Annotated in this window: 15 protein-coding genes; 8 read left to right on the forward strand and 7 right to left on the reverse strand. The window is 63.5% G+C overall.

From position 1 onward, the window contains the following. Nucleotides 1–201: 201 nt before the first annotated feature. From ACIPIJ_RS14240 to ACIPIJ_RS14250, 3 genes are all read right to left on the reverse strand, one after another. Nucleotides 202–4719 carry an NEL-type E3 ubiquitin ligase domain-containing protein gene (locus tag ACIPIJ_RS14240; RefSeq protein ID WP_401077454.1) on the reverse strand — a complete coding sequence of 1506 codons (4518 nt, stop codon included), beginning with the start codon at nucleotides 4717–4719 and terminating at the stop codon, nucleotides 202–204. A gap of 81 nt (nucleotides 4720–4800) precedes the next feature. Continuing rightward, nucleotides 4801–7161, reverse strand: coding sequence for a DNA polymerase II (locus ACIPIJ_RS14245; RefSeq protein ID WP_401077455.1), 2361 nt, complete (start codon nucleotides 7159–7161; stop codon nucleotides 4801–4803). 60 nt (nucleotides 7162–7221) lie between these two features. After that, a complete protein-coding gene (locus ACIPIJ_RS14250) occupies nucleotides 7222–8142 on the reverse strand; it encodes a LysR substrate-binding domain-containing protein (RefSeq protein WP_401077457.1) in 921 nt (306 codons plus the stop codon). Between the two features lie 160 nt (nucleotides 8143–8302). Between ACIPIJ_RS14250 and ACIPIJ_RS14255 the strand changes: the two genes are divergently transcribed. The 8 genes from ACIPIJ_RS14255 (at nucleotide 8303) to ACIPIJ_RS14290 (ending at nucleotide 13955) form a co-directional block, all read left to right on the forward strand. Continuing rightward, the gene (locus ACIPIJ_RS14255; protein WP_401077459.1) at nucleotides 8303–9085 is read left to right on the forward strand and encodes a YqcI/YcgG family protein; all 783 of its coding nucleotides are present in this window, start codon (nucleotides 8303–8305) and stop codon (nucleotides 9083–9085) included. Nucleotides 9086–9087: 2 nt separating this feature from the next. Continuing rightward, complete coding sequence (locus tag ACIPIJ_RS14260; protein ID WP_401077461.1) at nucleotides 9088–9714, forward strand: LysE family translocator; 627 nt, start codon at nucleotides 9088–9090, stop codon at nucleotides 9712–9714. Between the two features lie 51 nt (nucleotides 9715–9765). Further along, a complete protein-coding gene (locus ACIPIJ_RS14265) occupies nucleotides 9766–10860 on the forward strand; it encodes a hypothetical protein (protein WP_401077462.1) in 1095 nt (364 codons plus the stop codon). 156 nt (nucleotides 10861–11016) lie between these two features. Then, on the forward strand, nucleotides 11017–11712 hold the full coding sequence (locus ACIPIJ_RS14270; protein WP_401077463.1) for a sel1 repeat family protein: 696 nt from the start codon (nucleotides 11017–11019) through the stop codon (nucleotides 11710–11712). A 97-nt stretch (nucleotides 11713–11809) separates the two neighbouring features. Further along, the gene (locus tag ACIPIJ_RS14275) at nucleotides 11810–12511 is read left to right on the forward strand and encodes an AzlC family ABC transporter permease (RefSeq protein ID WP_401077465.1); all 702 of its coding nucleotides are present in this window, start codon (nucleotides 11810–11812) and stop codon (nucleotides 12509–12511) included. Beyond that, nucleotides 12508–12822 (forward strand): AzlD domain-containing protein, encoded by a 315-nt coding sequence (locus tag ACIPIJ_RS14280; RefSeq protein ID WP_016393612.1) that lies wholly within the window; start codon nucleotides 12508–12510, stop codon nucleotides 12820–12822. The genes ACIPIJ_RS14275 and ACIPIJ_RS14280 overlap by 4 nt, the downstream gene beginning before the upstream one ends. Continuing rightward, nucleotides 12819–13652 (forward strand): AraC family ligand binding domain-containing protein, encoded by an 834-nt coding sequence (locus ACIPIJ_RS14285; RefSeq protein ID WP_401077466.1) that lies wholly within the window; start codon nucleotides 12819–12821, stop codon nucleotides 13650–13652. The genes ACIPIJ_RS14280 and ACIPIJ_RS14285 overlap by 4 nt, the downstream gene beginning before the upstream one ends. A gap of 75 nt (nucleotides 13653–13727) precedes the next feature. Then, a complete protein-coding gene (locus ACIPIJ_RS14290) occupies nucleotides 13728–13955 on the forward strand; it encodes a hypothetical protein (RefSeq protein ID WP_401077467.1) in 228 nt (75 codons plus the stop codon). Nucleotides 13956–13991: 36 nt separating this feature from the next. Here ACIPIJ_RS14290 and ACIPIJ_RS14295 read toward each other — a convergent pair whose 3' ends face one another. The 4 genes from ACIPIJ_RS14295 to ACIPIJ_RS14310 form a co-directional block, all read right to left on the reverse strand. After that, complete coding sequence (locus ACIPIJ_RS14295; protein WP_401077469.1) at nucleotides 13992–14480, reverse strand: copper chaperone PCu(A)C; 489 nt, start codon at nucleotides 14478–14480, stop codon at nucleotides 13992–13994. Further along, the gene (locus ACIPIJ_RS14300; protein WP_401077471.1) at nucleotides 14480–15088 is read right to left on the reverse strand and encodes an SCO family protein; all 609 of its coding nucleotides are present in this window, start codon (nucleotides 15086–15088) and stop codon (nucleotides 14480–14482) included. Before ACIPIJ_RS14300 ends, ACIPIJ_RS14295 begins: the two co-directional genes overlap by 1 nt. Before the next feature lie 199 nt (nucleotides 15089–15287). Continuing rightward, on the reverse strand, nucleotides 15288–15872 hold the full coding sequence (nfuA, locus tag ACIPIJ_RS14305; RefSeq protein WP_401077473.1) for a Fe-S biogenesis protein NfuA: 585 nt from the start codon (nucleotides 15870–15872) through the stop codon (nucleotides 15288–15290). Between the two features lie 58 nt (nucleotides 15873–15930). Further along, the gene (locus tag ACIPIJ_RS14310) at nucleotides 15931–16965 is read right to left on the reverse strand and encodes an acyltransferase family protein (RefSeq protein WP_401077475.1); all 1035 of its coding nucleotides are present in this window, start codon (nucleotides 16963–16965) and stop codon (nucleotides 15931–15933) included. Nucleotides 16966–17066: the final 101 nt, after the last annotated feature.

Raw genomic sequence — 17066 nt, forward strand, 5'->3', positions numbered from 1 at the left:
CAAAGACTACAGATCACGGAGAAAAATCCGACCTGGAGCCTAAACCACTTCACGTCCCAGGTGGTTGAGGAAAAGTAACTGACAGTTTCCAAGCCTGCAGTAGCAAGGTACAGGCGTTAACCGACGGAATACCCCCCTGTGTGAGCATAGTCCAAAGCGGCCTGGGGCGAGCCCTTGCACCGCTTTGCACACCTTGAACGACTACCGGCGCACAGTGATCGGTGGGTCCGCCGGGCCGGTTTCCAGCGCCTTCAACGTCATGTCCAGCAGCAAACCTCGGCGCGCGGCACGTTGCTCGGCCAGAATGGCGTCGGACTGTGCCCGCCTTTGGGCGTCACTGAGTTCCTCATCGTCAAGGACTGCAGCGACGCGTCGCTGAAACGGCCTGTCGAGGGCAGTAAAACGCTCGGGAAGGTGCTGTTCCAGGTACTCGCACCAGAAGGTTCGGTCGACCATTGAGCGGGCGATCTCTTCCTGGGTTTCCGCTGCACGGACAGCTGCCTCTGCCTGGGCCAGGCGCGGCTCATCGACCCCCGACACAGGGCGGAAACTCATCTCGCCCACCGCCACAGGCAAATTCAGGCGGTCGCGCAAGCCTGTACGGTAGGCCAGCCCCACTTCGCTTTCATCCGGGTTGCCACCCCGTTCGATGATATCCCTGACGGCGATCCGGTCCACTTGGTCAAGGCGCCACAGGCGCCGCCCCAGGTTCAACAACGATTGCTCCTGATTGCCGTTGGCATTACTGCGCGCACGCCACACCAGCAGGTTCAGTTCAAGGTTGCTCAAGCACCAGGTGGCACCGTCCTGGCAACCCCACTCGTCATTGGCCACGGCCAGCAACGACTCGCGCAGTTCGGCATCGGTTGCCATTGCCTGCAGCACGCTCAGCACCCGCATCGCCATTGCCTGGGCGTTGATGTGAAAGTCCGCCGATTGGAGCAATTGCTGCAGCACGCGGAAAAACCGTTCCGAAGGCGTCCCTTGATCGACGGTTTCCCACGCGGCGATCAGCACGCCACGGTGTTGAGGCCCCACCGCATCGCCCCAGACATCACGGGCGTGATCACGCTGTGCCGCCAGCAACGATTCATCAATGGCCTCGATCGGTGCCATCAACGCCGCCTGCAGGCGCAACATCGCGGCATCACTGAAAGGATTACCACCGAGCCTGATTCGCCGCCGGGCCTGCAAAGGCATTTGAAAGAAGCTTTCCGGAATGGCGTTGATACGGTTCTCGCGCAGGTCCAAGTAAACCAGCCGGGGACGATCAAAAATGCCGGAGGGGAGCTGCCTGATCCCCGTATTGCGCAAGCTCATCCAGCGCAGTTGTGGCAACCCGTTGACCGGGAATCCTCGGCCCAGCGGGTTGTGGGACAGGTCGACATATTCCAGGTTCTGGCAACTGGCCAAGGTGGCCGCCTGGGAGAGATTCAGAACGATCTGGTTGTTGGTCAATGTCAATTGGCGCAAGTGCTGCATTTGCAGCAGCGGTTGCGGCAAGCGGGTCAAGAGGTTGCCGCCCAGATCCAGTACCCGCAGTCGCGGAAAGGCCAACAGAAAACTGGTCGGAATCTCCTCGAGCTCCATGCGCAGCAACGACAGGTCGGCCACATGCCTGTAACTGACTTGCGCGGGCATTTGCGGCAGTTCACCGGGGCGGGTGTTGTACAAGACAACACGGTAGTCGTTCTCGGTGTCGAGCACTGGCTCTCCCGCAGTGATGGTGCGCCGCCAGCAATTGATCAGTATCTGGCGAATGCTTCGCCGCTCCTCCACCTGCTCACCTTCGACTTCCGCGACCCAGGCCGCCAAGCTGTTGCGCAGCACCCTGTACTCCTGACGCAAGCTCGCCAGCACCGCCTCGGCCTGCAGGCCAGTGCGTTGTAGGTTGGCGATCCAGGCCGCCACTTGTTCATCGCTGAAAGACGGATAGATGTCGCGCACCATTGCCGTCAGCGACCTCGCCCCTTGGCCCATGCCCCCCGAGTTGCAGCCCCCCAGCGGATACCCCAGGCGACCATCCCTCAGGCGTAGCGGCGCCCTGAATGCACCTTGCCGTTGCGGGCCAAGCAAACGCTCCACTTCGTTGCGCCGCTGCAGCGCTACTCGGCTCAGCATCACGCGCACGTTATGGGCAAACGGCTCGCCAATCTGCAGGGCCTCGCGCTGGCTGTCGTCGTAGGCCGCAGCCATGGCATCGAACAGCTCCATAGGTTCACCGCGATGCTCGCCCTGCACATTGGTCAACTGGAAGGCGCCATTCACATGCGCCAGGTCAAATGCCTGGGCGCCCTCCTCGGTCGACAGCAGCAACGGCCCATCACGGCTGCCTTCGAACAGGCGCCAGTGCACCCCTTCGCCGGCGCCCGGCAAATGCTTGAGCATGCCCAGTGCGACACGGGCCAGGTCGGCGTTCTGCGGGCTATCGAGGTAGAGCGCCTCATACGCCCGCGCCATACGGATCGACAGCGCGCTGCGCCTGGCCGCTTCAGCCAGGGCCAATGGCACACGGCCGCTCTCCAGCAAACGTTGCCGGTCAGCCGGGCTTGCCGCCTGCAGCAACGCCTGCGCGGCCCGCGGGTGAACACTGGGGAACACCCTGCGCAACTGCTCACTGGCAGCGTCGACCGTCGGCTGCAGCGCTTGATACACATGTTCGAACAGTTCTCGACGCCGGGCCCATGCCAGTTCGGCCAGCGCCTGATCGGCGATGCCGGCAGCGCCAGGCAGGCGCTGCGCGTGCTGCAGCACGGTCAGGTCATCGACCTGCTCGCCACCGCGCAAACGGCTGATCAACTGGCGGATGCGCTGATCGATCCTGAAGCGCTCGACCGTATCGAGCATCCCCGGCTCCGGCGCCCGGCCGTAGACATGCAAGGCCCGCAGATGCTCGCTGTTGAGTCCGTGAATCGCCAGCACCTGGTCTATCTCATCATCCCCCAGCGCATTCAAGGGCTCGCCCAGGCGGCGGAACATACGATGCACATCGTGCCACTGCGCCGGCTGCTCGCTCCACAGCCGCCAGGCGCCCGCGCCATTGTGACGCAATGCCGGCGCATGCCCATCGTGGGGCACAAGCTGCCACTGGCCTGGCTCGGCTTGCTCGACGACGGCATAGTGGTGCCCGTCCATTTCGACCCAGGCCTGCCCACGCAGGCGGCCGATACCCAATGCGTCACGCGCTGTCGCGGCGCTGGGCACTACGCCGCGATAAGGCGTCAGGTCTAGCTGCCAGAGCTTGCGACTGCCGTCTTGCAGTTGCGCCGGCAGCATCTCGTCGACCAGCCTCGAGCGCGCCCACAACCGCTGGGCCACGGTCGCACCAGCGACTGTGGCGGCGATCAGCGCCAGGTCAGTGGCCACCTGGGTCAGGTGGTCCAGCGCTTCCTGGCTGTCGCCGTCGCGCCAGGCTTCGATGCCGTGGTACACCTCACCCAGCACTTGCCATACGGTGACCGCCAGCAGCCCCAGCCCCAGGCCCGGGACGAACAGCGCAGCCACGTTGAGTAACGCCCAACCCTCGGCCGCCAGCCGCTGGTCATGCTCGCGCTGGATCCGGCGATCGAGCATCGCCACCGGCATCGCAACCATGGCTGCGTCATCCTTTATCTGCAGGATGCGCGCCTGGGCAAGGCTGTTGAAAAGCGGCTCTGCATAGGTGTGCAAACGTGGATTGAGATCGTAGGTCGCCCACAGTGGGAGGTCGTCGAACACCGGTATTACCCTGGCGAAAAACGCCTGGCTGTCGCGCCGACGCACCAGTCGGCTGAAGAACCGCTGGTAGGCTTTGTCACGCAGCCGCGTGCCCAACCCTCGCGAGAGCTTTTCCAGGCTCGGGTAGACGCTCCAGGCGCCCACAGGGTCGCCCGGGATGTACATCAGCAACCGTCGCGTGGTATCGAGCAGCGGTCCCTGGTCGATCACTTCGAGCACAACCACCTGCTGTATCTCATAACCCAGCAGGCTCAGCTGCCTGGCGACCACCAGGTCGCCCGCCAGGCGCAGAAGGCGACCCTCGACGCACATGGCCACCAGCAACCTCAACTCACTGTCGTCCAATACCTGCTCGTACCTGGCCTTGTAGGCATCCACCAACATGGCGTAGCGGCTGGCATCGAGCAGTTGGGTCTCGACAACCTTCTCGCCGCCGGCAGGCTTGAACACCCCATCCAGATGACGTTGGTAAGCCGCCCCAAGGTCCAGCTCACGGCACAGCGCAGCGAACTCGACTGCGCTGGGGAGCCGGCCGCCATCGAAACGCGAGACGACCAAGCGGTTACCTCTAGGCTGCCCCCCGACCTGGGCTTGTTCGTGAGTGAAGTTTCGCAGCACCACCTCCAGCAATGGCTGCGTTTCATCGACCACTTGCGTCAGGTGAGTGCCCACAGGCTGCTCGTTGATCACCGGCTCACGGCGCCCCGCCAGAAACTGCGCACGCCGCACGTTGATGCGCAAACCGAGGCGTGCGTCGAGGGCCACCTCCAGGGCCGACACCACGAAATCGTCGATGCCGTCAACCTGTGCCAGCAAGGCGGCTACCCGCTGACGACAGGCCAGGCTGCTGGCCAGCGCCCGGCCGATCTGCGGCAGCAGATCGGCGGGCGCGTCACGCAGCCACGCCGGCAGACGTTGGCCAATCAAGTCGTCCTGAAACGCAGCGCTCGCCTTTCGCAGCTCATCGAATACGTGCCGCTCACCCGCAGATGAATCAACCATGCTTGCTACCCCTTGGCTCAATAGAGCCGCCAGCCTAGGTAGAGCAATGCCCGCAGGGCGTTAGATAGGTAATACCCGGAGTCAGAAGAGCAACAACTGACGGTCGGTCAACGCGGCAAAATCATCGCCGACAAAGGGCAAGATGGCATCGGCCACAGGCTGCAGCTGCCTGCTGAGGTAATGATCGTAGTCGATCGGCGACTGCTGGTTTTCCAGTGGCTCTGGGCCTGACGTGGTGATGACATAGCTGATCCAGCCGCCATTCTGGTATTGACGCGCGCGCCCCTGGCGGGTGTTGTAGTCATCGGCCAGCCGCGCGGCACGCACATGCGGCGGGACGTTGCGCTGGTAGTCAGCCAGCGGCCGGCGCAGGCGCTTGCGGTAGATGAGCAGTTCGTCCAGCTCGCCCGCCAGGGTCTGCTGCACGAACGTGCGCACATAATCACGGTACGGCTGCCCGCGGAAAACCCGCCCGTACAAGGCCTGCTGGAACTGGCGGGCCAGGGGCGACCAGTCCGTGCGCACCGACTCCAGGCCCTTGTAGACCATCTCCTCGGTACCATCAGCGCGTTGCACCAGGCCCGCGTAGCGCTTCTTGCTGCCCTCATCGGCACCGCGAATCGTCGGCATCAGGAAGCGCCGGTAATGGGTCTCGAACTGCAGTTCCAGTGCGCTTTCCAGGCCCAGCGTTTCTTGCAGGTGCTGGCGCCACCATTGGTTGACCTCGGCCACCAGTTCGCGACCGATGCGGGCGGCAGCCTCTTCACCTTGCGCCCCCTTGAGCCAAACGAAGGTGGAATCGGTGTCGCCGTAGATCACGTCATAACCGCGCGCCTCGATCAGCGCACGGGTCTGGCGCATGATCTGATGGCCGCGCAGGGTGATCGAAGACGCCAGGCGCGGGTCGAAGAAGCGGCAACCGCTGGAACCCAGCACGCCGTAAAAGGCGTTCATGATGATCTTCAGCGCCTGGGACAACGGCGCATTGCCCTCACGCTTGGCCTCCTCCCTGCCCTGCCAGACACGTTCGACGATGGCTGGCAGGCAATGCCGACTGCGCGAAAAGCGCCCGCCGCGAAACCCTTCGACCGAGTGCGTGTCATCCGGTTGACGCAGGCCTTCGACCAAGCCCACCGGGTCGATCAGGAACGTACGAATGATCGAGGGGTACAGGCTTTTGTAGTCGAGCACCAGCACCGAGTCGTAAAGGCCCGGGCGCGAATCCATGACAAAACCGCCGGGGCTGGCCTCATCGGGGCGGCTGCCCAGGTTCGGCGCCACGAACCCCAGCCGATGCATCTGCGGAATGTACAGGTGGCAGAACGCAGCCACCGAACCGCCGCTGCGGTCGACCGCCAACCCGGTCACGGATGAGCGTTCGAGCAGGAACTCCAACAGGCGGGTATGGGCGAAGATCCGCGTCACCAGCTCACAGTCCTTGAGGTTGTAGCGGGCCAGCGCAGGTTTGTCCTCGGCGAACATGCGGTTGATTTCGTCCATGCGCTGGTACGGCGTGTCAATCGCCTTGCCCTCGCCCAACAGGGTCTGCGCGACGTTCTCCAGGCTGAACGAGGGAAAACTCCAGGTGGCCGAGCGCAGTGCTTCGATGCCATCGATCAGCAAGCGGCCGGGCGCATCGACAAACACATGACCGCGATTGGCCTGCGCGCGCAGGGTCATTGGTGCGCCGTTGCGCCCCAGCGCCAGCGGCACCTGCAGTTGCCGGGCGTGTTCATGCAGCAGGCGCAGGTCGAACTGAACCAGGTTCCAGCCGATGATCGCATCCGGGTCGTGCTCGGCCATCCACTGGTTCAGGCAGTGCAGCAGCTCAGCGCGGTCGTTGCAGTACTGCAGGTCGAAATCCAACGCCGTGGCCTGGCCATTGGCGGTGCCCAGCATGAACACCTGGCGCTGGCCGCAGCCTTCCAGGGCGATACTGTACAGCTCACCGCGCTCACTGGTTTCGATATCCAGCGACACCAAGCGCAGCGGCGGGCGATAGTGTGCCGAGGGCTTGAGCTGGGCATCGCAGAAGACCCCATGGGCATCCGGCTGGCCGATGAACTGGACTGCAGCGGTGATGAAGCGCTCCATCAGGTAACGCTCGGGCGGGCGTATATCGGCTTCGTACACGTCAACACCCGCATTGCGCAGGCGCTGCTCCAGCTGCAGCAGTTGCCGGTGCTGGCGGCAATAGACACCCAGCACCGGTCGATGCTCGAAGTCATGCAGGCGTAGGGGTTTGAATTCGACACCCGCCTCCCCGGCCAGCAACACGCGTGCGTGCTCGGCCTGTGCCTGGAGGATGAACATCACTGAATCCTGTCGGGCCAGGCGCACCAGGCGCGGGCCCTGGTCGGTGGCCAGCCAGAACTCCACGCAGGTGCCTTCGGGCGTGTCATGCCAATGCCGGGTCAGGACAAAGCCCTGCTGCAACTCCACTGCGTTGTCCTCGGTGTGACCGATGTGTCGGATGGGGTGATTCTACCCTCGTGCGGGCAATCAACCGTACAGGTAGTTGATGTCCTTGTAGGCCAGAGGCGGCACCTGGCCCAGCAGGAAATCACGCAGTTTTTGCATCTGCCGCGCTTTGGGGCTGGACTTGAGCCAGGCCATGTAATAACCGTCGCCAGTCGCCACCGCATGCTTGAACGGCGTGATCAGGCGCCCTGCCCCCAGGTCGGCACTGGCCAGCACCAGGTCGACCACCGAGATACCCAGGCCCTGCTGGGCTGCGGAGATGCCTTGGTCGAGGGTATCGAACACCTGGCCCTGGTCGATGCTGATGTCGAGCGCATCCATGCGTGCCAGCCAGCGCCGCCAGTCGCGCCGGTCGGGTGAGGGATGCAGCAACTCGCACTGACGCAGGTCACCCAGCGCCGGCTGCTCATGCTGCATGTAGTCGGGGTGGCACACCGGGATCAGCCACTCATCGAAGAGCTTGAAGCTCTCGACATCGGCCGCAAAGCGGCCGTTTGACAGAAGGAAAGCACAATCGTAAGGCTCGGAGTAGAAGTCCACCGTATCGATGTCCATCCACACGCTCGACAGCTGCACGCTGCAGCTGTCGTCGATCTTCTTGAACGCATCCAAGGCCCGTAGCAGCCAGCGCACGGTGAGCGTCGACGGCGCCTTGAGGCGCAGCCCATAGCGGTCCTGGCGCAGCAGCGCACACGCATTTTCGATGATCTTGAAGCCAACCTTGAGCTCCTGGGACAACAGGCGCCCATGCTCGGTAAGGCTCAGCTTGGGCCCGCGGCGCTCGAACAGGTCGCAGCCGAACATGCCCTCGAGGGTCTTGATGTGGTGGCTGACCGCGCCTTGCGTCAGCGCCAGCTCTTCGGCCGCGCGGGTGAACGACCCATACCGCGAGGCGACCTCGAAGGCACGCAGCGCGTGCAAGGCCTGAATCCGTTCTGACATGACGCCCCCGAAGCATGAGTAAGACTAATAGTAGGTCATAGTTCCACGCGTTTTACAACGTTAACCGTGTCTCAGAAAATGCAGGTAAATAACAAAGATAAGCCAATAACCTGCCTGCATGTATCTGGAACTTTCTGTTACTTAAACGCCTGGGGAAATCATGTTTACGGGTTATGGAAACTGCTATCGCCTGGATGCGCTAGAGCTCGCCGCTGAACATGTGCGCAATACGCAGCACTGGACGCACAAGACCATACAACATTTTCGCAGCATCCTCGCCAACCCCGACTTTCCGTGCCTGTTCGGGCGCAAGGCAGTGGCCGGCGAATCCTGCCATATCCTCTTCGCCAGTGCCGAACAACTGGCCGACGACATCGCTCAAGGGCTGGCCGATTACATCCGTACCATCACCCCTATCCCGATCAAGCAACGCATTGGCAGCCCGCTGGTGGTGTTTCTCGAGACCCCCGCCGACAGCACCCTTGCCGAACAGCAGGCACTGGCCTGGAAAGTACTGCGTGGCGTGCACGCGCGCGACCCGCATCCCTGGCCGCAGGCGATCCCAAGCGACCCGGAAGACAGCGGCTGGTCGTTCTGCTACGCCGGCATGCCGCTGTTCATCAACATGAACTTCCCCGGCCACCAGCAGATGAAGAGCCGCAACCTGGGCAACCACATCACCTTCGTCATCAACCCACGGGAAAACTTCGACGAAGTGGCCAACGCCAGCACCGAAAGCGGTCAGCGGATCCGCGCGCGCATCCGCGAACGCGTGCGCCACTACAACGACGGCGTTATGCCTGACAGCCTCGGCTTCTTCGGCCAGGCCGACAATTTCGAATGGAAGCAATACCAACTGCAGGAAGCAGGCTCGCTCAACCCGTCGCGCTGCCCCTTTCATGCCCACGCCCACGCAACACCCGACACACTGATCGAGAATTGACCGTGAATACCGCATTGACTGCAACCTACGCCCTGACCGTCCTGCTGCTGATCGCCACCCCAGGCCCAGTGGTGGCACTGATCGTCAACACTGCCGCTGCCTCCGGCTCACGCAAGGCCATGTTCACCGCCGTTGGCACCAATTGGGCTTCACTGGTGCTGATCGGCGCTGCGGCCTGGGTCATCCTGACCAGTGCGGCCATCGACAAGGCGTGGCTCAGCGGCATGAGCCTGTTAGGCTGCCTGTTCATTGGCTACATCGCCGTCAGCACCTTGCGCGAGTGCCTGCAGGCGCCTGCCGCGCCAGCCGAGGCGCAAGCGCCGAAAACCGGCCGGGGCGGCTTGTGGCAGGGGTTCATGGTGGGCATCTCCAACCCGAAGGACATCATCTTCTTCATCGCCTTCTTCCCGCAGTTCATCCAGATCACCGAGTCGTTCGGCAAAAGCATGGTGGTGCTCTCGTTGCTGTGGGTAGTCATCGACTTCGCCGTGCTCAGCCTGTACATCTTCGCCATCGGCAAAATCGCTTCGCAACGCAGCAACCGCATGATTTCCCTGGCCTCGGGGGTCGCCCTGCTACTGATCGCCGTCGGCGGCCTGGCCTACAACTTCAAGGAACTGGCGGGCTGAAGCCCCCGAGACTCCAGTGCAACAAGCCACGCCAGACGATAGGGAGCGCCCATGACCATGCCCAATACCGCAACGCACGGCCCGGGCCTCCTGTCGCCACTGCCGCCGGACTACCAGCGCTTCCTGCAACTGGGCAACCGTCGCGCCCCGCATACCCTGCATGTCCATGAGAGTGGCTACCGCTCCGGCACCATCAACACCGATGCTCTTGGCTTGCGCTACAGCCATTGCGCCGGCAAACGCTTTTCGGCCGCCGAACGCGGCGGCGCGGCGCGCATCAACCTGCTGGTCGGCGGTTCGAGCGCCATGGGGGTGGGTGCCAGCTCCGATGAGCATACGGTGGCCTCGCACCTCTCGATGCTGACTGGGGAGGTGTGGCTGAACCTGGCAGGCTGCGGGCTCAATGCCAGCCAGGAGTTGTTACTGTTCCTCACCCACCAGCACCGCCTCGGCGAAGTCGGCCATGTGGTGGTGCTCAGCGGCGTCAATACGCTCGCCCACGAAGCCCTCGGCGAGGTGCTGGCTGGCCAGCACGACCTGCAGCACGCTCAGGCGCATCAGGCTTACCTCAACAGTTTCAACGAAGGCATACGGCCCACCGGCCCTGTGCAACGGGAGTCTTTGTGGCAGCGCCTGGGCCAGGCGCTGGCCCCGCGGCGCCACGCGCCGGTGCCATCCTGGCCGTTATCCGCCCCGGAAAAGCGCCTGGCGCGTGCCGCCGAGAGCATTGGCCGTACCTTGCGCCAGTGGGATCAGATGCTGGCCGACAGCCACGCCACTCTCACTTTCATTCTGCAACCGCTGCTGCCCTGGTGCCGCGAAACCTTGCCTGCCGGTGAACACGCCATGCTGGCGGCGCTGGAACGGCAACCGGCAAACTTCGACCGTCTGCTTGAAGGCGTCTTCGACAGCCAACTGCACATGGCATTTTTCAGGCGTATCAAGAGCCAGGCGGACCCGGTGCCGTGCTACGACATGAACAGCATGCTCAGCAGCTCCCCTGTGTTCGGCGCCGACCTGTTCATCGACCGCTTGCACCTCAATGACCTGGGCAACAATGCGCTGGCCAAGGTCATCACCGCCAAGCTTGGCCTGGCCCAGGAAAAACACGCCCAACGCAAGGTCACACCGATCAAGCTCGTCTGACAGTTGGGCGCCGCCCTTTCGGTCACCCCCCACGCTTGGCTAGAATAGGCCGTCGTTCCGATCCGCCTGAGGCGCACGCGTACCTGTGATGAATATCCCTGCCGTCCACCCGTACCTGGCTGCCTGCCGCGACCGCCCCGCCTGCGAGGCGCGTCCGTGACTCGCGCCGCCCTTGTGCCTGCACTGCTCGCCACCCTCGCTCCGCTTGCCGCGCAAGCGCTCGAAGTGCGTATCGACCCCCATGCCGACCTGCTCTACCGCCAAGCTTTGCCGTTGCTGGAAGAGGCCGACAACCAGGACGACAGTGGCACCAGCTTGCGCACCGCCATTGGTGGCGACCCTGAGCTCAACCGCCAGGGCCAGGCCATGGCCCGTACCTTGCCGACGGCGGTGGCCTTGCTGAAAAAGTCGGTGGAGCTCGGCCATCCTGTGGCCCAGTATCGCTTGGCGCTTTACTACACGACCTACCTGCCCGCGGCACAAATTCCTGACGCCGCCTGCCCGTTGCTGGAGGCAAGCCTGCAACAAGGCTTTGCCCCACCCGCCACGGCGATTGCCACCTGGTGCCCGCCTTACAACGCCAGCTCGCGTTACCGCGAAGCACTCGAGGCGGTCCCGAGCATGGCCACCTTGTATGCACCCTACTACCCACAACCGGCCGCGCGCCTGGCCTGCGCACGCAGCCAGCCACAAGGGCTGCAGATGCAGTGGGGGCGCCAGCGAGATTATCAGGCCGAGGTGTACCGGTTGTTGAGTGACCTTGACCCGCAACGGCGCCAGGACTTGCTGCAGAGGGCCGTGGAAATCAACGGATGTGTAGCGGCGCAACGACGCCTGACCAGCCAGCGTTGATTGATTGCCGGGGTTGCGCCAAACGAGCAAGATCGTTCAAGCCACCCAGCGCCCCCTCTGGCATGCTGCGATACCGAACAACAGTGTCGCAGCCATCATGCCCAGCAGTCCTGCCATTGCCCGCCAAGCGTTCCTGCACGGCGCCATCGCCATTCTTCCGTTATCCCTGGCCGTCGCGCCCTGGGGCCTGCTCGCAGGCTCGATGGCCATCGAGGCCAACCTCAGCGCCTGGGAAGGCCAGGGCCTTTCGGCGATCGTATTTGCCGGTGCCGCCCAACTGGTGGCCATCGGCATGCTCAAGGGCGGCGCCAACCTGCTGTCGATCCTGCTGACCACCCTGCTGCTGACCTCGCAGCACCTGCTCTATGGCCTGTCCATGCGCCCAGTGCTGTCGAACCAGCCGCTGCGCTGGCGGCTAGGCCTGGGCTTCTTGCTGACCGATGAGTTCTTCGCCCTCACAAGCCATTACGACCCGCAGCAGTTCAACCGCTGGTACGCACTCGGTGTCGGCCTGACCTTCTACGTCGCCTGGAACTTGTTCACCCTGGCCGGCATCGTGCTGGGCCAGAACATCCCGCACCTGGACCAGCTGGGCCTGGACTTCTCCATCGTCGCCACCTTCGTCGCGCTGATTGCCCCGCTGGTACGCAACCTCGCCACGGTGGTGTGCGTGGCGGTATCGCTGTTCTGCTCGGTGCTGTTCAGCCACTGGCACTGGGAAACCGCGCTGGTGGCCGCTGGGCTACTGGGCATGGCGGCCGGTTTCATCTGCCAGAAATGCTCCGGAGGCCGCGCATGACCTGGCTACTGATCTTTGCGATGGGCGCCGTGGTGTTCCTCAACCGCTATGCCTTCCTGGAACCACGCCTGCCCCTGCGCCTGAGTTCCAATGCCCGGCAGTTCCTCGGTTTTGCCGTGCCGGGCATGCTAACCGCGATCTGTGGGCCGATCATCTTCCTGCCCGGCCACCAGCTGGACCTGAGCCTGCTCAACCCCTACCTGCTCGGCGCACTGGTAGCCATCGCCCTGGTGCTGTTGACCCGCAGCGTATTGCTGAGCATGCTGGCAAGCATGTTGATCTTCTTCCTGCTGCGCAGCTGGCTGGCATGAGCACGCCCCTGCGCGAACAGACCCACCTCTGGCAGGCGCCCGCTTTGGGCGATGTCGAGATGCTGCACGCGCGCTACTTTCAGCAGCGCTTTGCGCCGCATGTGCATGAAGGCTACGTGTTCACCGTCATCGAATCGGGCGCGCAGCGCTTCTGGCACCGTGGCAGCGAGCACCTGGCGCCGGTGGGCAGCATGGTATTGATCAACCCGGACGAACTGCACACTGGAGCCACCGCGCACGAGGCGGGTTGGCGCTACCGCGGCTTCTATCCGGAGCACGAGCGAGTGACCGGGGTGCTGGACGAACTGGAACTGGGCCACGATGGCATGCCGCGCTTCAATGACAGCGTGATCCAGGACCCGGACCTGGCACAGGCCTTCAGCCAGTTGCACCAACTGTCGGAGGCTGGCGCCAGCGCCCTCGAGCAACAGACGGCCTGGCGCCAGGCGGTGCTGGCATTGGTGCAGCGCCACGGCCACTGCCCTGCGCCCAGGGCACCCGGCAATGAGCCGCTGGCGGTGGCCCGAGCCCGTGAGTTGCTGGAGAGCCAACTGGCAAATCCGCCCTCGCTGGAAGCTTTGGCGGCGGCCGTCAATCTATCGCCCTTTCACTTCGCTCGCGTGTTCCGCCAGGCAACGGGCCTGCCGCCCCACGCCTGGCTCAAGCAACGTCGCTTGGCCCGCGCCCGGGAGCTCCTCAAAACTGGCCTGGCCGCAGCCGACGTGGCCTTCAACCTGGGCTTCGCTGACCAGAGCCACCTCAGCAGGCAGTTCAAGCAAGCCTATGGCGTCACGCCCGGCGCCTACCGCACAGCCTGCCTGCACGGCTAGGCCACTGCGACCCCTGGCCTCAGGCAATCGCGCCAGCCGCTGCTACACTGACAGGGCTGAATGGAGGATCCTGCCATGTCCGAAAGAGAGCTCACCACCCTCATATCGCTGATGAACCAGCGTCAGGCCGCCCTGAGCAGTGCCTGCAAGGAGATTGCCGACTGGATCGACCGGCAGGGCGATGTGCCCGCCGCCGGCAAGATCCGCGCCAGCCTCAAAGCGCTGGAGGCCGACGAAGCCCAGGTGCGCAAGACCTTGACCTCGCTGACGCTCGAAAGGCCATTGCCACGCTTTCGTAGCTAAATGAAAAAAGGGCCGCTATGCGGCCCTTTGCGTCGGTCAGTGCTTCATGTGCATGTGGTCATGCCCACCGCCCGCTTCGGCGCTGAGCGCACGCACCTCTGCCTGCACGTCCAGGGTTTGCTTGCCACCCTTGGCGTCTTCAACGGTCAAGGTCAGCGGTACCTTCTCGCCTTCCTTCACTTGCTGAGTCAGCCCCATCAGCATCACGTGATAACCGTTCGGGTCCAGGCTCACCGGCTTGCCGGCAGGCAGCTCGACGGCCTTGACTTCCTTCATGCCCATCACATCCCCGTTCATGGTCATTTCATGCACCTGGACGGTCTTGGCGATGGGCGATGCCACGCCCACCAGCTTGCTGTCGCTGCTGGCGGTCAGGGTCATGAAGGCACCGGTGGACTGCTGGTGCGGTACGCTGGCACGCACCCAGGCATCACTTACGGTGGTCTGGGCCAGGGCTGGCAGTGCAAGGCCCAACAGGGCGATGGCGGCCAGGCCGCGCTTGATCGGTTGCAGTGAAACAGCCATTAGCAAATCTCCATCAATGTGAGCAGGTCTTCAGCGCATTCCTTGGCATTCAGCGAATGGCCCAGGCTCAGGCGCAGCGTGCCACGTGTATCGTAGACGTAGCTGGTGGACGAGTGAGAGATGGTGTAGGTATCGCCAGCCGGGACTTTTTCATAGAACACCTTGAACTCCCGGGCCACCTCGGCGATTTCTTCCGGCGTACCGGTGAGTGCCGTGAACGTCGGGTCGAAGGCCTTGACGTAGGCGTCGAGCACCTCGGGGGTATCGCGCTCCGGGTCCAGGGTGATCAGCACCACGCGGAACAACTCGCGGTCACGGCCCTTGAGCAGCTTGCGGATTTGCGCCGCCCGCGCCAGCGTGGTCGGGCAGACCGCCGGGCACTGGGTAAAGCCGAAGAAGATCATCGGCATGCTGCCGTAGAAGCTCGACAGGGTGACGTCGTTGCCCTGGGTATCCTTGAGGCGGAACTTGCGCCCGAGGATTTCGTTGCTCATGTTCTTGCCGTACTTGAACTCAAGCCCCCGGGCCGGGTTGCAGCCTGCCAGCAGGCCGAGCCCGAGAACGCCCATCCCGGCGACAACCGCGCGCCGGGTCAACAGATCATTCATGGAACCATCCTTTATAGGGAAGGTGCCGGCCCTCGGGACGGGCCGGCCGAAAAACCGGGGCATTCTGGCATGACACCCCCAGGGCTTCTACCCGACCAAGGCGGTGATGGCCTGCAGCCCTTTGAATACGGGCTGCGGCCTGTTGTCGCAGGGGTTGAATCCGTAACAGTTTGTTGCTAGGAGCGCGGAATACTACAGGTCAGTAGTAAGCGTTTTCCTTCTGGGTGTGGTCAGTCACGTCACGCACGCCCTTGAGCTCCGGAATACGCTCGAGCAAGGTGCGCTCGATACCGTCCTTCAAGGTGACATCCGCCTGGCCGCAGCCCTGGCAGCCGCCACCGAACTGCAGCACGGCAATGCCGTCGTCGACCACATCGACCAGGCTCACCTGGCCGCCGTGGCTGGCCAGCCCCGGGTTGATCTCGGTCTGCAGGTAGTAGTTGATGCGTTCGTTGACCGGGCTGTCTTCGTTGACCATCGGCACCTTGGCGTTCGGCGCCTTGATGGTCAGCTGGCCGCCCATGCGGTCGGTGGCGTAGTCGACCAGCGCGTCTTCCAGGAATGGCACGCTGACGGCATCGAGGTAGGCGGTGAAGCTCTTCAGACCCACGGCGGTGTCGTCAGGCTTCTCTTCGCCCGGCTTGCAGTAGGCGATGCAGGTTTCGGCGTACTGGGTGCCCGGCTGGGTAATGAAAACGCGAATGCCGATGCCAGGCGTGTTCTGCTTGGAAAGCAGATCGGCCAGGTAATCATGGGCGGCGTCGGTAATGGTTATAGCGCTCATGGAAGTTCCTCACAGACTTGCGGCCAAGTGTACGCCAACCTGGCCCTCGAACAAAGTCCTAGCATTTTACTCTGGAAAGCGCAAATGCCGGGGTTTGCTCTCGCGGCGTCGCCAGCCACGCCTGCATCTGCCGGTAAAGGCCACGTTCCAGCCATTGGTAGCTGACCCACGACATTAGTCCAATGGACGGCACGCACAGGGCGAACACCAGGTACGGGTTCAAGTGCAGGCGCTGGCTGGCGAACCAGCCGGCGTACAGCACCAGCACGTGGATCAGGTACACCGAGTACGAACAGTCACCCAGCGCCTTGAGCACCCGATTGCCCTGGAAGTAGGGTTCCAAAGCGACAAACGCCAGCACCACGAGGGCACTTGGCAAGCCCCAGTGCAGCAGGCGCTGGGAGGCATCCAGGTGATAGATCGCATAGCCCGCCACGCCCAGCACTGCCAGCGGCAACCACAGCCCTTCGCGCACCAGGCCGCGGCGGTACAGCACGCCAATGCCGATACCGAGCAGGAACTCGTAGATGATGTCGTTGTTGTAGAAGCGGCTGAGCACACCGAGGCGGCCGAGCACTTCGCTGACCAGCAGCAGCGCAGCGGTGACCAGCAACAGGTGATGGCGCTGGCGAGCCAGGAACGCCAGGCCGAACAGCAGGTAGAAGAACATCTCGAAGTTCAGTGTCCAGCCCACGTTCAAGGTCGGGTACAGGCCGTAGCCCCCGGGGTTCTCCGCCGGGATGAATACCAGCGACAGCAGCAGGTGATGCCAGTCGAATGCCTGGTGCGGCATCCATTGGCTGAACGCCAGCAGCAGAGCCGCCATGAGCGCGGTGTAGAACCAGTATGCCGGTACGATACGCAGCGCCCGGTTGAGCAGAAAACGGCGTGGCTCGATGGCCTTGTCACGGGTCGACAGGTAGATCACCAGCCCGCTGATGACGAAGAAGATGTCGACGCCCACGGCGCCGCGGTCGGTCAGGAATTGGCCCACGGGGCCAGTGGCATGGAAGTCGAAGAAGATCTGCATGAAATGGTGGCAAACCACCACCCAGGCGGCGAACGCCCGCAGTGCCTGAAGCGAATACAGCATGGAATACCTGCGATTGCCGGTGCATTGAGGCCCTTGCAAGCGCTGTTTGCTCGCAAGGGCCACCCACCGTTTCCGACCGCAGGTGCGCCGGAAAGGTCAGC

The organism is Pseudomonas sp. NPDC087185 (assembly GCF_044744955.1).
GTDB lineage: Bacteria > Pseudomonadota > Gammaproteobacteria > Pseudomonadales > Pseudomonadaceae > Aquipseudomonas.

What these genes read in the sequence shown, in the direction of transcription:
- ACIPIJ_RS14240 (WP_401077454.1), bottom strand. Translation starts at nt 4,719, where the DNA reads ATGGTTGATTCATCTGCGGGTGAGCGGCACGTATTCGATGAGCTGCGA.
- ACIPIJ_RS14250 (WP_401077457.1), bottom strand. Translation starts at nt 8,142, where the DNA reads ATGTCAGAACGGATTCAGGCCTTGCACGCGCTGCGTGCCTTCGAGGTC.
- ACIPIJ_RS14255 (WP_401077459.1), top strand. Translation starts at nt 8,303, where the DNA reads ATGTTTACGGGTTATGGAAACTGCTATCGCCTGGATGCGCTAGAGCTC.
- ACIPIJ_RS14265 (WP_401077462.1), top strand. Translation starts at nt 9,766, where the DNA reads ATGACCATGCCCAATACCGCAACGCACGGCCCGGGCCTCCTGTCGCCA.
- ACIPIJ_RS14275 (WP_401077465.1), top strand. Translation starts at nt 11,810, where the DNA reads ATGCCCAGCAGTCCTGCCATTGCCCGCCAAGCGTTCCTGCACGGCGCC.
- ACIPIJ_RS14280 (WP_016393612.1), top strand. Translation starts at nt 12,508, where the DNA reads ATGACCTGGCTACTGATCTTTGCGATGGGCGCCGTGGTGTTCCTCAAC.
- ACIPIJ_RS14285 (WP_401077466.1), top strand. Translation starts at nt 12,819, where the DNA reads ATGAGCACGCCCCTGCGCGAACAGACCCACCTCTGGCAGGCGCCCGCT.
- ACIPIJ_RS14290 (WP_401077467.1), top strand. Translation starts at nt 13,728, where the DNA reads ATGTCCGAAAGAGAGCTCACCACCCTCATATCGCTGATGAACCAGCGT.
- ACIPIJ_RS14295 (WP_401077469.1), bottom strand. Translation starts at nt 14,480, where the DNA reads ATGGCTGTTTCACTGCAACCGATCAAGCGCGGCCTGGCCGCCATCGCC.
- ACIPIJ_RS14300 (WP_401077471.1), bottom strand. Translation starts at nt 15,088, where the DNA reads ATGAATGATCTGTTGACCCGGCGCGCGGTTGTCGCCGGGATGGGCGTT.
- nfuA (WP_401077473.1), bottom strand. Translation starts at nt 15,872, where the DNA reads ATGAGCGCTATAACCATTACCGACGCCGCCCATGATTACCTGGCCGAT.
- ACIPIJ_RS14310 (WP_401077475.1), bottom strand. Translation starts at nt 16,965, where the DNA reads ATGCTGTATTCGCTTCAGGCACTGCGGGCGTTCGCCGCCTGGGTGGTG.